This window comes from Streptomyces sp. R28 (assembly GCF_041052385.1).
Taxonomy (GTDB): Bacteria; Actinomycetota; Actinomycetes; order Streptomycetales; family Streptomycetaceae; genus Streptomyces.
In genome coordinates this window covers 5,253,243-5,270,875 of the sequence record NZ_CP163439.1, presented here as the reverse complement: position 1 = coordinate 5,270,875, position 17,633 = coordinate 5,253,243, and the positions used below count along the sequence as shown (strand labels likewise).

Genomic DNA, 17,633 nt, shown 5'->3' with positions numbered 1-17,633 from the left:
TCTCCTGGCTTTTCTACGGCCTTCCGGTGACCTTCATCGGCCTGCTGCGACCTTGACAGTGGGCTATATCTGACGGACAGTCAGAAACCTTCGTGAGTCTGGAGCCTGGGCCTGGGGCCTGTGGTCTGTGGTCTGAGACCTGGGGCCCGGGACCCGGGCCCGGCGCGTCGTGAAGTTCTCAAAAACTCGTGGGAACCGGATCGGCGGTCGCGGTGTACCAGAAGTGTCAGTGCGATGCGCCGTGGGGCGATGAGGACGAGGGGGCGACGGTGAGCTACGAGCCCGTGGTGAGCCATGAGGCGGAAGCGAGCGACGAGTTCGAGACGCGGTTGAAGGTCTACGAGGGGCAGCGCGCCGCTGTGGCGCGCGCGGGCAAGGATCCCGTCAACGCGCCCATGATCCGACACTGGTGCGAGGCCATGGGCGACACCAACCCGGCGTACTCGGGGCCGGACGCCATCGCACCGCCCACCATGCTCCAGGCGTGGACCATGAGCGGCCTCTCCGGCCATGCGAGAGGCACGCACGCGTACGACGAGCTGCTCGGCCTGCTCGACGACGCGGGCTACACCTCGGTGGTCGCCACCGACTGCGAGCAGGAGTATCTACGGCCCCTGCGGCCCGGGGACGAGATCACCTTCGACTCGGTGATCGAGTCGGTGTCGGAGAAGAAGACGACGAAGCTCGGCACGGGGTACTTCGTCACGACCCGCATGAACATCCGCGTCGGCAGCGACCTGGCGGGCACCCACCGCTTCCGCATCCTCAAATACGCGCCCACAGGCCGGGCCGGTCAGCCAGGGCAGCACAAGAAACCCTCTCGCCCCCGCCCCGTAGTCAACCGCGACAACGCCGCCTTCTGGGAGGGCGTCCAGCGGCGCAGCCTGCTCATCCAGCGTTGCACCGGCTGCGGCACTCTGCGCCACCCCTGGCTGCCCGGCTGCAACGCCTGCGGCGGCCTGGACTGGGACACGGTCGGGGCGAGTGGCGAGGGCACGGTCTATTCGTACGTCGTGATGCACCACCCACCGTTCCCCGCCTTCGACCCTCCCTACGCGGTCGGCCTGATCGAACTGGCCGAGGGTGTGCGGATGATCGGCAACGTGGTGGGGGTGCCGTACGACAAGGTGCGGATCGGGCTGCCGGTGCGACTCGAATTCCGGGAGTACGACGAGGGGTTGGTGCTGCCTGTCTGGTGCGCTCAGGAGGCTCAGCAGATGCAGGAGGTTGTCGCATGAGGGCCGGTGAGGGAGCGACGGGGAATCAGGGAGCGACGGAGAATCGCATCAAGGCCGGTGACGAGCTGCCGCCGCTGGAGATCCCGATCACCCGCACGCTGATCGTCGCCGGGGCCATCGCCTCCCGCGACTACCAGGACGTGCACCACGACGCGGAGTTGGCCCGCCAGAAGGGCTCTCCCGACATCTTCATGAACATCCTCACGACCAACGGCCTGGTCGGCCGTTACATCACCGACCACTTCGGACCGACGGCCGAACTGCGCAGGGTGGCCATACGACTCGGGGCGCCCAACTACCCGGGAGACACGATGGTGTTGACGGGCAGGATCGAGGAGGTCGACGGCGACACGGCGACGGTACAGGTGGTCGGCGCGAACGGCATCGGCAGACACGTGACCGGCACGGTGACGGTGACCGTCCCGGCTGGTGCTGCGGTCACTGTCCGGGCGGGGGCGGCAGTCGGCGTGCCGGTGGAGGCGGTGGACAGCGGGCAGGTGGGAGCGGCGGACAGCGGGACCCCGGCTGGGGTGCCGGGCAGCGTACCGGCGAGGGCTGCGGTCACTGCATCGTCGGAGGGTCCGGCATGAGCGTCCGCGCGCGGGACGCCCTGGCCGGTCGGGCGGCGATTGTCGGTGTCGGGGCCACCGAGTTCACCAAGGACTCGGGGCGCAGCGAGCTCCGGCTGGCCGTGGAGGCGGTGCGGGCCGCGCTGGACGACGCGGGGCTGACGCCCGGGGACGTGGACGGGATGGTCACGTTCACGATGGACACCAGCCCGGAGATCACGGTGGCCCAGGCCTGCGGGATGGGCGAGCTGTCCTTCTTCTCCCGGGTCCACTACGGCGGCGGCGCGGCCTGCGCGACCGTCCTGCAGGCGGCGCTCGCCGTGGCCACGGGGGTCGCCGAGGTGGTGGTCTGCTACCGGGCCTTCAACGAGCGGTCGGGGCGGCGTTTCGGGTCGGGAGTGCAGCATCGGGAGCCGTCGGCGGAGGGGGCGGCGCTGGGCTGGTCGCTGCCGTTCGGGCTGCTCACACCGGCCTCCTGGGTGGCGATGGCGGCCCAGCGATATCTGCACACGTACGGGCTGGCGCCGGAGGTGTTCGGACATGTGGCCGTCGTCGACCGCAAGTACGCGGCGACCAACCCGGCCGCGTACTTCCACGGCAGACCCATCACCCTCGCCGACCACGCGGCCTCGCGCTGGGTCGTCGAGCCACTGCGGCTGCTGGACTGCTGCCAGGAGACGGACGGCGGCCAGGCGCTCGTCGTCACGACCGTCGACCGGGCCCGTGACCTGCGCCGCCGGCCGGCCGTCATAGCGGCGGCGGCCCAGGGCGCCGGCCGAGGGCAGGAGCAGATGACGAGCTTCTACCGGGACGACCTCACCGGCCTGCCGGAGATGGCCGTGGTGGCGCGGCAGCTGTGGCGGACGGCGGGGCTGGGGCCGGGGGAGATCGACGTGGGGATCCTGTACGACCACTTCACTCCTTTCGTGCTGATGCAGTTGGAGGAGTTCGGGTTCTGTGGAAAGGGGGAGGCCGGGGACTTCGTGGCCGAGGAGCGGCTGCCGCTCAACACCCACGGGGGGCAGCTCGGGGAGGCGTATCTGCACGGGATGAACGGCATCGCGGAGGGGGTGAGGCAGGTGCGGGGGACGTCCGTGAACCAGATAGCCGGGGCGGGGCGGGTGCTGGTGACGGCGGGTACGGGTGTGCCGACGTCGGGGCTGGTTCTTGCTGCCGACGGGTGACCCCCAGGGGTAATCCCGCAGTATGTGTCCCCCGCTCGTCCACCTTCAGGAGGTGGAGTCAGCCCCACCCCTACAACCTGAGGCGGACGTTGCTTCGGCACCTGCGGCCGATCCGCTGGGGCAGGGTCCGCTCATAGCGTGGAGCCATGACCACACCCGTCTGCACCAGCGCTTCCGACGCCGCGACGCGGTCCCTGCCGAATGCGACGTATCCCTGCTTCACGTCGTACGTCCGGGCCCGCCAGCCGGTGCTGCTGCGTACCGCCCGGTCGCTGACCGCGAACCCGAGCGACGCGGAGGACCTGTTGCAGACCGCACTCACCAAGACGTACGTCGCCTGGGAGCGCATCGAGGACCATCGCGCGCTCGACGGCTATGTGCGCAGGGCGCTGCTGAACACGCGGACGTCGCAGTGGCGTAAGCGCAAGGTCGACGAGTTCGCCTGCGACGAGCTGCCCGAGCCGGAGTCCGCGCCCGGCCACGACGACGACCCGGCGGAGCGGCAGGCGCTGCACGACGCGATGTGGCGCGCGATCATGCGGCTGCCGGCGCGGCAGCGGGCGATGGTCGTCCTGAGGTACTACGAGGACCTCAGCGAGGTCCAGACGGCCGAGGTGCTCGGGGTCTCCGTCGGCACGGTGAAGTCGGCGGTGTCACGAGCGCTCGGGAAGCTCCGCGAGGACCCTGAGCTGGTGCTGGTTCGCTAGTGCCGGCGCTGGGCCGACGGTGAGCTCCCGAGACCGGAACCCCGCGCCGTCCCTGTCGTCCACGGCGCTGTCTCTGTCATCCACGGCGCCGTCCCTGTCGTCCATCGCGCCGTTCCTATAACCCAGGCCCACCCCCGATCCCACCCCGACCGAGCTCGCCTCCCCCGTTATCGTCACGCCCTCATGAACGCAACGTGACATGATCGATCGCCCGGCCCTAGTGACATACCGCGCGGTATGCGCGCAGAATCTCCGCAGCCCTTACTACCGCGTAGGCAATGTCGCCCCGGGAGGACGCCGTGCTGAGCACGATGCAGGACGTACCGCTGCTGATCTCGAGGATCCTGACCCACGGGTCGACGATTCACGGCTCATCGCAGGTCATCACCTGGACCGGAGCGGCCGAGCCGCACCGCCGTTCCTTCGCCGAGGTCGGTGCGCGTGCGGCCCAGCTGGCGCATGCCCTCCACGAGGACCTGGGCGTGGTCGGCGACGAGCGGGTCGCGACCCTGATGTGGAACAACGCCGAGCATGTCGAGGCGTACTTCGCGATCCCCTCGATGGGCGCGATCCTGCACACCCTCAACCTCCGTCTCCCGGCCGAGCAGTTGGCCTGGATCGTGAACCACGCGGCCGACCGAGTGGTCATCGCCAACGGTTCGCTCCTCCCCCTGCTCGCCCCGCTGCTACCGCACCTCAAGACGGTGGAGCATGTGGTGGTGTCGGGGCCGGGTGACCGTTCCGTTCTGGCGGGCGCGTCCGTGCAGGTGCACGAGTACGAGGAGCTGATCGCCGGCAAGCCGACCACATACGACTGGCCGGAGCTGGACGAGCGTCAGGCCGCCTCCATGTGCTACACCTCCGGGACGACCGGCGACCCGAAGGGTGTCGTCTACTCCCACCGTTCCGTCTACCTGCACTCCATGCAGGTCAACATGACCCAGTCGATGGGGCTGACGGACCAGGACACCTCGCTGATCGTGGTGCCGCAGTTCCACGTCAACGCCTGGGGACTGCCGCACGCCACCTTCATGACCGGCGTCAACATGCTGATGCCGGACCGCTTCCTCCAGCCCGCGCCCCTCGCCGAGATGATCGAGGGCGAGAAGCCGACCCACGCGGCCGCCGTGCCCACCATCTGGCAGGGTCTGCTCGCCGAGCTCACCGCCAAGCCCCGGGACGTCTCCACTCTCGGCCAGGTCACCATCGGCGGCTCGGCTTGCCCGCCCTCGCTGATGGAGGCGTTCGACAAGCTGGGCATGCGGGTCTGCCACGCCTGGGGCATGACGGAGACCTCCCCGCTCGGCACGGTCGCCCGTCCGCCGGCGCATGCGGTCGGTACGGAGGAGGAGTTCGCGTACCGGTTGACCCAGGGCCGTTTCCCGACGAGCGTCGAGGCCCGCCTCACCGGCCCCGGCGGCGAACGCATCCCCTGGGACGGCGAGTCGGCCGGCGAGCTGGAGGTGCGCGGCCCCTGGATCGCGGGCGCCTACTACAACGGCCCTGACGCCGAACCCCTGCGCCCCGCCGACAAGTTCAGCGAGGACGGCTGGCTGAAGACCGGCGATGTCGGCACCATTTCCTCCGACGGCTTCCTCACCCTCACCGACCGCGCCAAGGACGTCATCAAGTCCGGCGGCGAGTGGATCTCCTCGGTCGAGCTGGAGAACGCCCTGATGTCCCACCCGGACGTCGCCGAGGCCGCCGTTGTCGCCGTCCCCGACGACAAGTGGGGCGAGCGCCCGTTGGCCACGGTCGTCCTCAAGGAGGGCGCCACCACCGACTTCGAGGCCTTGCGAGCCTTCCTCGCCGACGAGGGCAAGATCGCCAAGTGGCAGCTCCCGGAGCGCTGGACGGTCATCGAGGCGGTGCCGAAGACGAGCGTCGGCAAGTTCGACAAGAAGGTGCTGCGCAGGCAGTACGCCGAGGGCGACCTGGACATCACCCAGCTCTGAGGGGGCGAGCCCTGACGGTCAACTCCGGGGGCAACTCCGGACGGGCAACTCCCGGACGGGCAACCTCTGACCGGCAACCCCTGACGGGCGTACGGCGGTCGGGACGGGGCGGGTTCTTCCGCGCCCCGCCCTCATCCCGGCCACCGACTCCCGCCGACCGTCACCGACTTCATTGCCGTGCGGCTCAGGCTCCTTCACTGCCGCACGCCTCACCGCCGCACGCCTCCCCGCCATACGCCCAACTCCCATACGCTCACCGCCGCCCCGCAGTGAACCCCCACCCCAACACCAGCCAAACCCCCGCCACCGCACACACTCCGCCCCAGCCCCACTGCCCGAAGGCGAAGCCCGCCAGGGCCGAGGCGGTGGCGCCGCCTGTGAAGCCGGCGACGACGTAGGCGCTGTTGGCGGTCGCGGGAGAGGCCGTGGTCGTCAGGGCCAGGGTCTGGTTGGCGACGTGGGAGGCGACCAGGGCGGCGTGGATGGCGACGGCGGCCACGAACAGCGCGGCCATCATGTGCCCGCCCAGCCAGAACAGCGGCACGGAGAGGGCGGCGAGCAGATACGCGGACCGTACGACCTTGGCGGCACCGAAGCGGTCGACCAGGCCCCCCGCGAGCGGCGCCACGACGCTCGCGGCCAGCCCGAAGAGGCCGAAGAGTCCGGCGGTCGCGGTCGAGAGAGCGTACGGCTTCCCCGTCAGCAGCAGGGCCAGCGAGGTCCACAGGGCGCTCCAGGCGCCGTACATGCCGGCCTGCCGTACGCATGCGCGCCACAGATCGGGGGAGCGGCGCACCAGGCCCGGCATCTCGGTGAGGCCGGAGAAGAGGCCGCCGGGGCCGCCGGCGCGGCGGGGGCGTTCGGCCGGCAGGACGGCGGCTGTCAGCAGGCCGAGTACGGCGGTGAGGACGGCCGCGCCCACGAACACCCAGCGCCAGCCGAAGGCCTGCCCGGCCAGGCCGCCGAGGACACGGGCCGCGACGATGCCGGTGAACAGGCCCGCGATGACGGCGGCGACATGGCGGGCGCGGCGGTCGGCGGGGGCGCGTTCGGCGACGAGCGGGACGAGCAGTTGCGGGACGACGGTCGCGGCGGAGGCGACGAGGACCGCAGCCGCGAGCGCGCTGGTCCCGGGCGCCGCCGCAGCCACGGCCAGGGCGGCCGTCGTGGCCAGCGACAGGACGGCGACCAGTGGACGTCGGCTCACGCGGTCGCCGAGCGGGGCGAAGAAGAGCAGGCCGGCGGCGTAGCCGAACTGAGCGACCGAGGCGATCCAGGCCACGGCCGAGGGGGCGGTCCCGAAGTCCCGGGCGATGATCGAGAGCAGCGGGGCCGCGAGATAGATGTTGGCGGCCGTGACGGCGGAGCACAGGGCGATGAGAGGGAGGAAGAGGCGTGACGTCTTCGTCTCCGGGGCGGGCGTGCGGAGACGGTGAGCTGGGGTGGTCGACTGCATGAGCGGAACGACTCCTTCGAGCCTTCTCTAACAACTAACTGGTTGGTTGGGTGCCGCCGAACAGTCTGCGCCGCACTCGCCTCGCCGTCAACCAAACAGTTGGTTACTTACCCGCTACCCTGATCCCATGGCAGTAAGGGACCCCGAGGCCACCAAGGCCCGGATCTTCGACGCGGCGGTCGCCGAGTTCGCCCGGTACGGCATCGCGGGCGCCCGGATCGACCGCATCGCGGCCGAGGCCAAGGCCAACAAGCAGTTGATCTACGCCTACTTCGGCAACAAGGCGGAGCTGTTCTCCCAGGTCCTCGGCCGGTCCATGGTCGACCTCGCGGCAGCCGTCCCCGTCGACCCGGACGACATCGAGGGCTGGCTGGACCGGCTGATGGACTACCACGCCGCCCACCCGGAACTGCTGCGCCTCCTCTACTGGGAGGGCATCCAGTACGGCACCACCGAACTGCCCGACGAGACCGAGCGCCAGGACCACTACGCCTACAAGGTCGCCGCCGTCCAGGACGGCCAGGACCGCGGCGTCATCACCGACGCGATCCCGGCCCAGGACCTGCTGTTCCTGCTGGTCGCGATGGCCAACTGGGCCACCGTCGTGCCTCAGATGAGCCGCATCCTGGTGGGCGGCGAGGACGCCGACCGCGACCGCCTGCGTGCCTCGGTCAAGGAAGCGGCGCGCAGGCTCATCGCGCGCTGACGTACGTCAGCCGGTACCGCGTCACGACGTACATCGGCCGGTACCGCGTCAACGACGTACGTCAGCCGGTACCGCGTCAACGACGTAGGTCAGCCGGTACCGCGTCACGACATACGTCGTCAGTTGGTCCCGATCCGCGACAGCAGGTCCACGATCCGGGACTGCACCTCACCGCTGGTGGAACGCTCGGCGAGGAACAGCACCGTCTCGCCGGAGGCAAGCCGCGGCAGGTCGGCCTGGTCGACGGCGGCCGTGTAGACGACGAGCGGGGTGCGGTTGAGCTGCCCGTTCGCGCGCAGCCAGTCCACGATCCCGGCCCGGCGCCGGTGCACCTGCATCAGGTCCATCACGACCAGGTTCGGCCGGAAGTCACCTGCCAGCGCCACCGCGTCGGCGTCGCTCGCGGCCCGCGCCACCTGCATCCCGCGCCGCTCCAGCGTCGCGGTCAAGGCCAGCGCGATCTCCGCGTGCTCCTCGATGAGCAGGACGCGCGGCGGGTGCTGCTCGGTGTCGCGCGGCGCGAGCGCCTTCAGCAGTACGGCGGGATCGGCGCCGTACGCCGCCTCCCGCGAGGCCTGTCCGAGCCCCGCTGTCACCATCACCGGCACCTCGGCCGCCACCGCGGCCTGCCGCAACGACTGCAGCGCGGTCCGGGTGATCGGCCCGGTCAGCGGGTCGACGAACAGCGCGGCCGGGAACGCCGCGATCTGCGCGTCGACCTCCTCGCGCGAGTGCACGATGACGGGCCGGTAGCCGCGGTCGCTGAGCGCCTGCTGGGTCGTCACATCCGGCGCCGGCCACACCAGCAGCCGACGCGGGTTGTCGAGCGGCTCCGGCGGCAGCTCGTCGTCCATCGGCTGCGGGCGCGGGGTGTCGGCGATCTCGACGGCCCCGCCCGGCCCGTCCAGCGGTTCGGGCCCCTCGGCGGCGTTCTCGTCCGGCGCGCCTATGGCGTACGACCGTCCGGCGGCCTCGGGCGTCGGCGCCAGCCGCGACTGCCCGGCCTGCGACGGCTGGGACTGCCCGCCGAGCGACGACTGCGACGGTGCGGGAACCGGCTGCGCGGGCACCGGCTGCTCGGCCGGCGGATGCGGCCGCGCCGCCTGCTCCGCCGAGGCACCGGTCCGTGTGGCGGGGTCGGGCGGCGTACCCAGCTTGCGGCGCCGTCCGCCGTTGGTCTGATGCGGGGGAGGCGTGGCCGACGACGGCGCGGGCTGCTGCACCTGCGCCGCCTGCCGCGTGAACGGCACCCCCTGCCCCAACGTCCGCACACTGATCGCCCGACCCTGCGTCGAGTTCGGGTCGACCGCGGCGCCGGGAGCGCCAGGAGCTGCGGCTTCGGCAGGGAGAGGCTGCGCCGCACGCTGCTGCTGGGCGGCCTGGTCCGCCGTCGCCTCGGGGGGCAGCGGGGTGGCCGGAGCCGGGGTACCGGGGGCGGGCTGGGGCTGAGCCTGCTGGGGGACGTTCGGATTCGGCGGTACGGGGTTGGCGGCGCCCTGCGGAGGCACGGGAGCGCCGGCCGCGTGCGGGGCCGCGGGAGTCGCCGCAGCGACGTCCGCCGGTACGGCTGTCCCGGCGCCGGGGGTGTCATCGGCAGCGGGCCACGGCTGGGGGGCCGGGGTGCTTTGGCCAGGGGCCGCCTCGGCGGGGAGGGGGTGGCCCGGCACCGGCTGGCCAGGCACCGGCTGGGGCTGCCCCTGCTGCACCGGAGCCGCGTGCCCAGCAGCGCCCTGTACGGGAACGCCCTGACCGGCGGCAGCCTGCGTCGGCACGCCCTGCGCCTGCGACCCGGCCGCTTCCGCCGGCTGGCCCACGGCCCGGCGGCGACGCCCGGTCGGCGCGGTGGTCGGATGCGGCTGCGGTGGGGTGTGGTCCTCGGACTGGTCGTGCGGCACGGCGTCGTGCCGACCCTCGTCGGCGAGAACGTCACCGGGAGCCCCCTGCGCGGGGGCCTGGACCTGCCCGAGAGCCTGGGCCTGCCCCGGAACCTGAGCCTGCACGGGAGCCGGCGCCTGCCCCGGAACCGGAACCGCACCCGGGACGGGCCCCGGAGCCACAGGCGAAGCGGGAGTCATGGCTGCAGCCGCAGCCGTGGTCGGAGTCATGGCCGGAGCTGGGCCCGGACCCGGAGCCGGAGCCGAAGTCGGCTCGCCGCCGCCCTGCCCCTCTCCGCCGCCGCCGTCGGCGACGGGAGTCCGATCCGCCGCGGCGGGCGGCAGCGCGAACACCTGGCGGGGCCCCGCCTCCTGCGCCTGCGCCTGCGCGGCACTGCGCTCGGCCGCCGCGGCCAGGGCACGTCGCCGACGCCCGGTCGGCTGAGCACCCTCACCCGAACCCGCCGTACCGGCCCCGGAACCCGGCTGGGCGGCGTCACCGCCCGCAGGCAGCGCGGGCGGCAGCGCGTGCTGCTCCCCGCCGTCACGCCGGGCACGTCGCCCACTGGGGCCGGGCACTCCTTGCGGGGGTACGGTCCCGCCGAGCCCGTTCCCGGTGGCCGCGGTCCCCGCCGCGTGCTCGGCGGCCGTGACGACGGCTCCCTCGGCGACACCGTCCTGGCCGCCGTCGCCGCCCTCACCGCTCTCGGCGGGGCGTCCGCGCCGCCGTCCGGTACCGCCGGAGGCCTCGCCGCCGCCGTCTCCCGCAAACTGCGGGAGTTCCAGCGCAGGCGCGGCCGCGCGCCTGCGCCGCCGCCCGGTGGGCGCCGTGCCCTCGGCGTCGGTGGCCTCGGCCTCGGCGTCGGCGCCGGGCGTGTCGCTCTCCAGGAAGGCGTCGACGGAGGACCGCCGGGCCCGTCGCCGACCGCCCCCGGCACCCTGCTCGCCGCCCTCGGCGGCACCCTCGGTCCCGTCACCGACCTCAGCCGCGCCGTCCTCGACGGGGAGGGCGGGAACGGCACCGGCCCCACCGCCGATCGGCACTTCGAGGACGTACGCGCTGCCGCTCATCCCCGGCACGTCGTGCGTCTGCAGCACACCGCCGTGGGCCCGCACGATGCCGCGCACGATCGGCTCGTGCACCGGGTCTCCCCCGGCGTACGGCCCGCGCACCTCGATCCGTACGACCTCACCGCGCTGCGCCGCCGCGACGACGACGGTGTTGTCCATGTAACCGCCCGCGGAGACGGGCGAGTTGCCGGTCGCGTCGACCCCCGCGACATCCGCGACGAGATGCGCGAGCGCGGTGGCGAGGCGCTGCGGGTCGACCTCGGCCTCGATGGGCGGCGCGTGCACCGCGAACTGCACCCGTCCCGGCCCGATGAGTTCGACGGCCCCGTCGACACCCGCGGCGACGACGGCGTCGAGCATCACCTTCGTACGGATGACCTGATCGCCACCCGAGTCGAGCCGCTGGTACCCGAGGACGTTGTCGATCAGCGTCGTGATGCGCGAATAGCCGGCCGACAGGTGATGCAGCACCTGGTTGGCCTCGGGCCACAACTGCCCGGCGTCGTCCGCGGCGAGCGCGGCCAGCTCACGACGGAGTTCGTCGAGCGGACCCCGCAGTGAACGCGCGAGCAGTGTCAGCAACTGCTCATGCCGACCCGCCAGCGCCTCGTACCGGTCCTTCTCCCGCTCCCCGAGTGCGGCGTACCGCTCCTCGCCCGCGGCGAGCTCCTCCTCGTGGAGCTCCTTGAGCTCCTCGAGTTCGGCCACGTGCTTCTGCCGCAGCGCGGTCAGCTCGGAGGCGTGCTCCTCGGCGAGCCGCTCCAGCTCCTGAGCGTGCCGCTTGTCGTCCGCCGCCTTCTCGTCGGCGAGGGTGTCGTACGGCCGCCGGTCGGTGAAGGTCATCACGGCGCCGACGAGCTGTTCGCCGTCGCGCACCGGCGCGGTCGTCAGGTCGACGGACACCTTGTCCCCGCCCTTGGACCACAGCACCTGCCCCCGCACCCGGTGCTTGCGCCCCGAGCGCAGGGTGTCGGCGAGCGCAGACTCCTCGTACGGGAAGGGGGATCCGTCGGTACGGGAGTGCAGGACGAGCGTGTGCAGCTCGCGACCGCCGAGGTCACTGGCCCGGTAACCCAGTATCTGAGCGGCGGCCGGGTTGACGAGAACGATCCGCCCGTCGGTGTCGGTGCCGACGACACCCTCCGACGCAGCCCGCAGGATCATCTCGGTCTGCCGCTGCGAACGCGCCAGCTCGGCCTCGGTGTCGACGGTCCCCGAAAGGTCCCGTACGACGAGCATGAGCAGCTCGTCACCCGTGTAGCCGTAGCTGTCGTAGGCCTGCTGGCCGTTCTCGAGATTCGCGGACGTGACCTCGACCGGGAACTCGGTCCCGTCGGTCCGCCGGGCCATCATCCGGGTCGGCTTGGTCCGCCCCTGCGGATCCATGTGGTCGGGCCGCCGCATGGAGCCCGGAATCAGCTTCGAGTCGAACTGGGGCAGCAGATCGAGCAGCCCCCGCCCCACCAGAGCGGTCCCCGGCGTCTCGAAGGCCTCGAGCGCGATGGTGTTGGCGTTGACGACGGTCCCATTGGCGTTGACCAGCACCAACGCATCGGGCAGCGCGTCGAGTATGGCTGCGAGGCGAGCAGCGCCTCGGGATGGCCTGCTGCTCACGAGACGCTTCCTCCCTGTTACCGCACCTTGCCGACCGCTCGAGCCATCTTGCCAACCGGCCCGCAGCGTGTCACGCGAGGGAGTCTAAGGGCTGAGGTTGCGCTCGCGACGCCGGATGAGAGGGAGGTCGCACGACGAAGTGACCCAGAACGTATGACCGCCTGTGCAGACGTCCTTCCGACTTACGTCCGGCTCCCTTCCGGCTTCGCGAGACCTTCGCGGGAGTTTTACGGAGTCGGTTCGTCCGGTATGGAAATCCTGTGCGACCGACGGCGAAACGCACGTACGCCGGAACCGCACATCAGCACGCCGGGTTCAGGGCGGGCCCTTGAGGGCCTACGACATCCACGTCACCCATGACCCGAGGAGCGCCAGGACCGCTACGGCCGCTACGACCGCTGCCCTTCCGCCCGCAGGTCGGGAAGGAGTGGGACGAGCCGGTCCCATCGGGCGATCTGGCACCCGTCACTGCGGTCGTACCGCGCGTCTACGGGGCGCCCGGCCCAGGTCCCGGTGACATGAGCGGTGGCCGGCCCGCCGTACTGCATGGTGCAGAAGCCGCCCTGCGGCGTGGGCGCGAAGACGTCCTTGCCCCATCGGGTACCGCGGTCGAGCGCGGTACAGGCGCCCTCGGCATCGGGGTGGTCGCCGCTTGCCGGATGACAGGAGAGCTCATAGGTCCGGTCGCCATCGCCATCGCCATCGCCATCGCCACCGACACCGCCGCCGGTGTTGTGGACGGTGACGGTGAGGTGATCGCCGGAGCGGCCCAGGTCCTTGAGGGTCGGGGGCGCGAGGGGAAGGGGCGCGGCCTGGGCGTGCGCGGAGGCGGGCACGACGGCGGCGGAGCCGACGGCCGCGAGGGAGCCGGCGGCGACGAGGAGAACCCGGCGAAGGTGCCGGGCCGGGGCGGAACGGTTTACCTGCAACATGACCTGACTAACGTCGCGCGCCCCCGGACGTTGCGCACGGCCCCACCCGCCCTGAGCCCTTCGGCGTACACCTCGGCGCACACCTCGACGTAAGCCTCGACGCATGCCGGGAAGGACTTTGCCCTGCAGCCTTCCTGCCTAGTACCGTGGGAGCCGATTGGTGACACCACGCTCGACTGTGTCATCATCTGCACGCACCACTCGCGCTCGCGCGAGCGGCTGTGCTGGAGGCGTCGCCTAGTCCGGTCTATGGCGCCGCACTGCTAATGCGGTTTGGGCCTTAAAGCCCATCGAGGGTTCAAATCCCTCCGCCTCCGCGCCTGATCACGAAGCCCCGGTCACCAGACCGGGGCTTCGTTGGTCTGCGCTGCGACGCCATACGGCCGATGGGGGGCTCTTCAGGGCGTTTCCGCAGGCCACAAGGGGTGCGGCAAACGGATTTCACATGGCGGCGGCAGTCATGTAATGTTCTTCCTGTCGCCGCGAGCGGGCCGGAAGGGCCGGGAGCGGCGGAAAACAGAACAAGCACTCGTAGCTTAACGGATAGAGCATCTGACTACGGATCAGAAGGTTGCAGGTTCGAATCCTGCCGAGTGCACATAGAGTCAGAGGCCCCGGAGTGATCCGGGGCCTCTGGCGTTTTCGTCGGGTGGGGGAGCACTTCAAGAGGGCCGCGGCCGCGGGGAAGTGATCTAAGTGGCTCAGAATCCTTATGCGCACCTCGGCGACGAACTGCTCGGTGAGTCCAGCTTGCGGGAGGTCCTCGACGGTGACCTGCCGAAGGATAGGAAGGGCGCCCACAAGTCGTTGACGTCGGCCGCCGTTCAGCAAGGGGGAGTTCGACGCGGGACTTCTGGAGAACTCGGTGGGGCTCGTCGCCGCGTCGTGGCCAAGCCGACCTGCGCGGGGAGCGGGCTACTTCCGTTCGCCGTGTTTTTCCGGCCGGAGGAGCGGGCGCTGATCGAGTGCCTGGTCCGGCACGAGCTGGGACAGGGCTTCCGCGAGGCGATCGCAGGCATCCCTGAGCTCTCGGGTGGTCTGGTTGCGCTCGGCGATGACCGCTGAGAGCAGGAGCGACGTCAGTGCCACGGTGCCGTTGAAGGCCTGCAGGATGACCATCTTGGCGAGGAGGTCCTGGCCGGCGAACGGACCCACCCCGACCGCACCCGCGTAGATCGCGGCCACGGAGCTGATCAGCGCACAGGGCGCGGCGCCGGGCAGCTGGAAGCGGAAGGCCGCCCAGAGCAGGAACGGGACGACGAGGAAGAGCAGGTTGAGCGAGCTGCGGGTGGCCACCACGGAGGCCACTGCCGTGCCGCCCAGCAGGGCCAGCGCCTCGGCGCAGCGCAGCACCGGTGCGTCGCGTGGCCGGCGTACGGTGCGCGCGGCCAGCAGGAGCGGCGCGATGACGAGGACCCCCATCGCGTCGCCCGTCCACCACACCGACCAGGTCGGCCAGAAGTCGTGGGCCGACAGTGCCTCGGAGGCCACCAGGACGGTGGTGCCGATCGTCGCGCTGATCACCATGCCGCCCAGGGCTCCGAGGAAGACCAGGGCCAGGGCGTCCTGCAGTCGGTCGAGGGCGGTGCGGAATCCCACGCGCCGCAGCAGGAGGTAGGCGCAGACCGGGGCGAGGGTGTTGCCGAACACGATGGCGAGCACGGGGAAGAACGACGGCCCGAGCGGCGCGTTCACCGCCAACGCCCCGAGAGCGATCCCGGGCCACATGCGAAGGCCCCACACCATCACGGCGACCAGGGCGATGCCGGTGGGCGGCCAGAACGGCGTGACCTGCCCGCGTACCAGTTCCTGCTGCAGCCCGATCTTGGCGCTCACGTAGTAGGCGGCGGCGACGGCAGCCAGCCGCAGGCCCTCGGTGACCAGGCCGCGGTGCACGCCGCTCACCCTCCGCCGCCCGGTTCGTCCGCGATGCCGCCATCGCGCTCGTCCGTGAGGCCGCCGTACCGAAGGACGAGGACCGCGGCGTCGTCGGTGTGGCCGGTGTGGTCCGCCACCTTGATCACCTGGGCGGCCAGTTCGGCCGGGTCGGAGCCACAGCCGGCACCGACCAGGTCGGCCACCCTCTTCAGCCCGTCCTCGATCGGGTACTCGGGGCCTTCCACGACGCCGTCGGTGACCAGTACGAACGCGCCCGCGTCCGACAGTATTCGGCGGGACGACGGGTAGTGCTCGCCGGCGCGGATGCCCAGTGGCAGACCGCCGTCGCTCACGACGATCTCGCAGTGGCCCTCGCTCGTGGCCCAGACGGCCGGGACGTGCCCGGCGCGGGCGTCGCAAAGCTCCCTGGAGACCGGGTCGAAGCGCAGGAACGAGCAGGTCACGAACAGTTCGGTGTCCATCGCGACGAGCAGGTCGTTGGTGCGCCGGAGTACTTCCGCCGGGTCCGTGGTGGCGGTCGCGACGGCGCGCAGGCAGGTGCGCACCTGCCCCATGAGGGCCGCGGCCTCGACGTCATGGCCCTGGACGTCCCCGATCGCGAAGCCCACCGAGCCGTCCGGCATGACGAAGCCGTCGTACCAGTCGCCGCCGATGTCGAGACCGACCCGCGCGGGTGTGTACCGTCCCGCCACCTGCAGGCAGGGCAGGACGGGGAGCTCGGCGGCGAGGACCTGGCGCTGGAGCGCGGCGGCGAGTTCGACGCGTGCCTGCTGGAACTTGATCTGGTCCAGTATCCGGCCGGTGAGATCGCCGAGCTGCTGCAGCAGCGCTCTGGTCGCATGGGCCGAATCGGTGCGGCGGTGGGCCATGGCCTCACACTCCGGGTTCTTGCGGAGCGCCATATGCGCCGTTCTCACGGTACCCCCGTGACGGGAGGCCGTTCCTGGGAGCGCCCCTGACGCCGCCGCTGCCGACCAGCCGAAACCGCTGCGGTCCGTTCGAGCCGTCGCGCGGCGGTCGCAAGCGGTGCGCGCCTGATCGCGCCCTGTGTTTCGGGTCAGCCGGGTTAACCGGGTTAACCGGGTTGCGAACAAACGTATTTGTGTCATGTGTTCGGATCCCCCTAGCTTCCGTGCATGACCATGTCACGAAGAGCGATCATCAAGGGCATAGCTGCCGCCCCCTTCGCCGCGGCCGCCGGCACCGTGCTCGCAACTCCCGCCCACGCGGCGACCATTGACGCCGGACAGTTCTCGCTCGCCAGCCGCTCCTCCAACAGCCACGGTGAATTCGCCGCCCTCACCGCAGGGTTGGCGACCAAGCTCACCAAGGTGGATGCGACCGCCGTCGTCGCCGACACCAACCGCAGCGCCACCCGGCTCACCAGCGCTCCCAGTACGGCCGAGGCGTTCCAGGCCGGCTTCGCCTTCGACCCCGACGACCAGGCCGTCGACTACTGGATTCCGCAGGGCGTCACCACCAGCGCCGACGCCTACGGCAACGGGCTCTACCCGGAGGGCGGCAGCAACAAGGTCGTTCTCGTCTCCTGGTACTTCGAGACGAACCCCGACGGCGTGGGCGAGGACGAGTACGCGCTCGACAAGGGCCTGCGGCTCACCTTCGTCGACTACAACACCCCTACCGCGCCCACGTATCGGCACGTGCTGCTCGTCGAGCCCGTCAGGACCAGCACCGGCGAGTACTCCTTCAACCCCATCCGCAAGCACGCCGGCGGGATCATGTGGTACGGCAACCTGCTGTACGTCGTCGACACGTACAAGGGGCTGCGGGTCTTCGACCTGAACACCCTTTTCACGGTCGCCACCGGTGAGAAGGACGTGTGCGGTCTGCACACCGACGGGGCGTACTACGGCTACGGCTACCAGTACGTCCTGCCGCAGAGCCACGCCTACGACAACGCCGGCAAGTACCTGCGCTACACGACCATCGGCCTCGACCGCGCCAGCACGCCCGACAGCCTGGTGATCAGCGAGTACTCCCTGTCCGGCACCGTCGACTACACCGACGGCACCTTCAACGGCACCGGCGCACCCACCACCACGCCCAAGGTGGTCCGCTGGGAGCTCGACTACACCGACCGGCACCCGGGCTCGCTCACCGCGAAGGAGGCCGTGACCGTCGCCCAGCAGAAGATCCAGGGCGTGGTCTCCCGCAACAGCAAGCACTACCTCTCGGCAAGCGCCGGCCCGTCCACCAAGGGCACCCTGCGGACCTTCACTTCCGGGGCTTCGACCGCGAGCGCCGTCTGCGACCTGGCCATCGGCTGCGAGGACCTCAGCTACCACAGCAGCGGGGCGTCCGGCTGGGCCTTCGCCGAGTCCGTGATCTGGAACGTCAGCGAGTACACCGGCAAGCGGTACGTCTACGCCGTGCGCGCCGACGGTTCCTAGTCACCGGGGCCCTGGAA

At 71.2% G+C, this 17,633-nt stretch carries 11 protein-coding genes, 2 tRNA genes and 1 pseudogene; 9 read left to right on the top strand and 5 right to left on the bottom strand.

The window, feature by feature from the left end:
- The first annotated feature begins 269 nt into the window (after positions 1 to 269).
- The 5 genes and pseudogenes from AB5J49_RS23410 (at position 270) to AB5J49_RS23390 (ending at position 5,653) form a co-directional block, all read left to right on the top strand.
- Positions 270 to 1,238: a bifunctional MaoC family dehydratase N-terminal/OB-fold nucleic acid binding domain-containing protein gene (locus AB5J49_RS23410; protein ID WP_369170568.1), complete on the top strand. Its 969-nt coding sequence runs from the start codon at positions 270 to 272 to the stop codon at positions 1,236 to 1,238.
- Positions 1,239 to 1,285: 47 nt separating this feature from the next.
- A pseudogene (locus AB5J49_RS23405) lies at positions 1,286 to 1,669 on the top strand (MaoC family dehydratase); the annotation flags it as partial.
- A gap of 155 nt (positions 1,670 to 1,824) precedes the next feature.
- Positions 1,825 to 2,991, top strand: coding sequence for a lipid-transfer protein (locus AB5J49_RS23400; RefSeq protein ID WP_369170567.1), 1,167 nt, complete (start codon positions 1,825 to 1,827; stop codon positions 2,989 to 2,991).
- Positions 2,992 to 3,137: 146 nt separating this feature from the next.
- Positions 3,138 to 3,698, top strand: a complete 561-nt coding sequence (locus tag AB5J49_RS23395; RefSeq protein ID WP_369170566.1) for a SigE family RNA polymerase sigma factor — start codon at positions 3,138 to 3,140, stop codon at positions 3,696 to 3,698.
- A 278-nt stretch (positions 3,699 to 3,976) separates the two neighbouring features.
- Positions 3,977 to 5,653, top strand: a complete 1,677-nt coding sequence (locus tag AB5J49_RS23390; protein ID WP_369170565.1) for a long-chain fatty acid--CoA ligase — start codon at positions 3,977 to 3,979, stop codon at positions 5,651 to 5,653.
- Positions 5,654 to 5,906: 253 nt separating this feature from the next.
- Here the strand turns inward: AB5J49_RS23390 and AB5J49_RS23385 are convergent, their stop codons facing one another.
- The gene (locus tag AB5J49_RS23385; protein WP_369170564.1) at positions 5,907 to 7,109 is read right to left on the bottom strand and encodes an MFS transporter; all 1,203 of its coding nucleotides are present in this window, start codon (positions 7,107 to 7,109) and stop codon (positions 5,907 to 5,909) included.
- 127 nt (positions 7,110 to 7,236) lie between these two features.
- Between AB5J49_RS23385 and AB5J49_RS23380 the strand changes: the two genes are divergently transcribed.
- Positions 7,237 to 7,815 (top strand): TetR family transcriptional regulator, encoded by a 579-nt coding sequence (locus tag AB5J49_RS23380; protein ID WP_369170563.1) that lies wholly within the window; start codon positions 7,237 to 7,239, stop codon positions 7,813 to 7,815.
- A 119-nt stretch (positions 7,816 to 7,934) separates the two neighbouring features.
- On the opposite strand, the gene AB5J49_RS23375 is transcribed toward AB5J49_RS23380, so the two are convergent.
- Together AB5J49_RS23375 and AB5J49_RS23370 are read right to left on the bottom strand one after the other, a co-directional pair.
- The gene (locus AB5J49_RS23375) at positions 7,935 to 12,374 is read right to left on the bottom strand and encodes a PAS domain-containing protein (RefSeq protein WP_369170562.1); all 4,440 of its coding nucleotides are present in this window, start codon (positions 12,372 to 12,374) and stop codon (positions 7,935 to 7,937) included.
- A gap of 389 nt (positions 12,375 to 12,763) precedes the next feature.
- Positions 12,764 to 13,306 (bottom strand): SSI family serine proteinase inhibitor, encoded by a 543-nt coding sequence (locus AB5J49_RS23370; RefSeq protein WP_369170561.1) that lies wholly within the window; start codon positions 13,304 to 13,306, stop codon positions 12,764 to 12,766.
- A gap of 226 nt (positions 13,307 to 13,532) precedes the next feature.
- On the opposite strand from AB5J49_RS23370, the gene AB5J49_RS23365 reads away from it, so the two are divergent.
- Together AB5J49_RS23365 and AB5J49_RS23360 are read left to right on the top strand one after the other, a co-directional pair.
- Positions 13,533 to 13,623: transfer RNA gene (locus AB5J49_RS23365), tRNA-Ser, on the top strand.
- A gap of 208 nt (positions 13,624 to 13,831) precedes the next feature.
- Positions 13,832 to 13,904: transfer RNA gene (locus tag AB5J49_RS23360), tRNA-Arg, on the top strand.
- Between the two features lie 317 nt (positions 13,905 to 14,221).
- Here AB5J49_RS23360 and AB5J49_RS23355 read toward each other — a convergent pair.
- Positions 14,222 to 15,202 (bottom strand): MASE1 domain-containing protein, encoded by a 981-nt coding sequence (locus AB5J49_RS23355; protein ID WP_369170560.1) that lies wholly within the window; start codon positions 15,200 to 15,202, stop codon positions 14,222 to 14,224.
- 5 nt (positions 15,203 to 15,207) lie between these two features.
- Positions 15,208 to 16,074, bottom strand: coding sequence for a PP2C family protein-serine/threonine phosphatase (locus AB5J49_RS23350; protein ID WP_369175230.1), 867 nt, complete (start codon positions 16,072 to 16,074; stop codon positions 15,208 to 15,210).
- A 267-nt stretch (positions 16,075 to 16,341) separates the two neighbouring features.
- Here AB5J49_RS23350 and AB5J49_RS23345 point away from each other — a divergent pair, with 267 nt between their 5' ends.
- Positions 16,342 to 17,616 carry a hypothetical protein gene (locus AB5J49_RS23345; RefSeq protein WP_369170559.1) on the top strand — a complete coding sequence of 425 codons (1,275 nt, stop codon included), beginning with the start codon at positions 16,342 to 16,344 and terminating at the stop codon, positions 17,614 to 17,616.
- Positions 17,617 to 17,633: the final 17 nt, after the last annotated feature.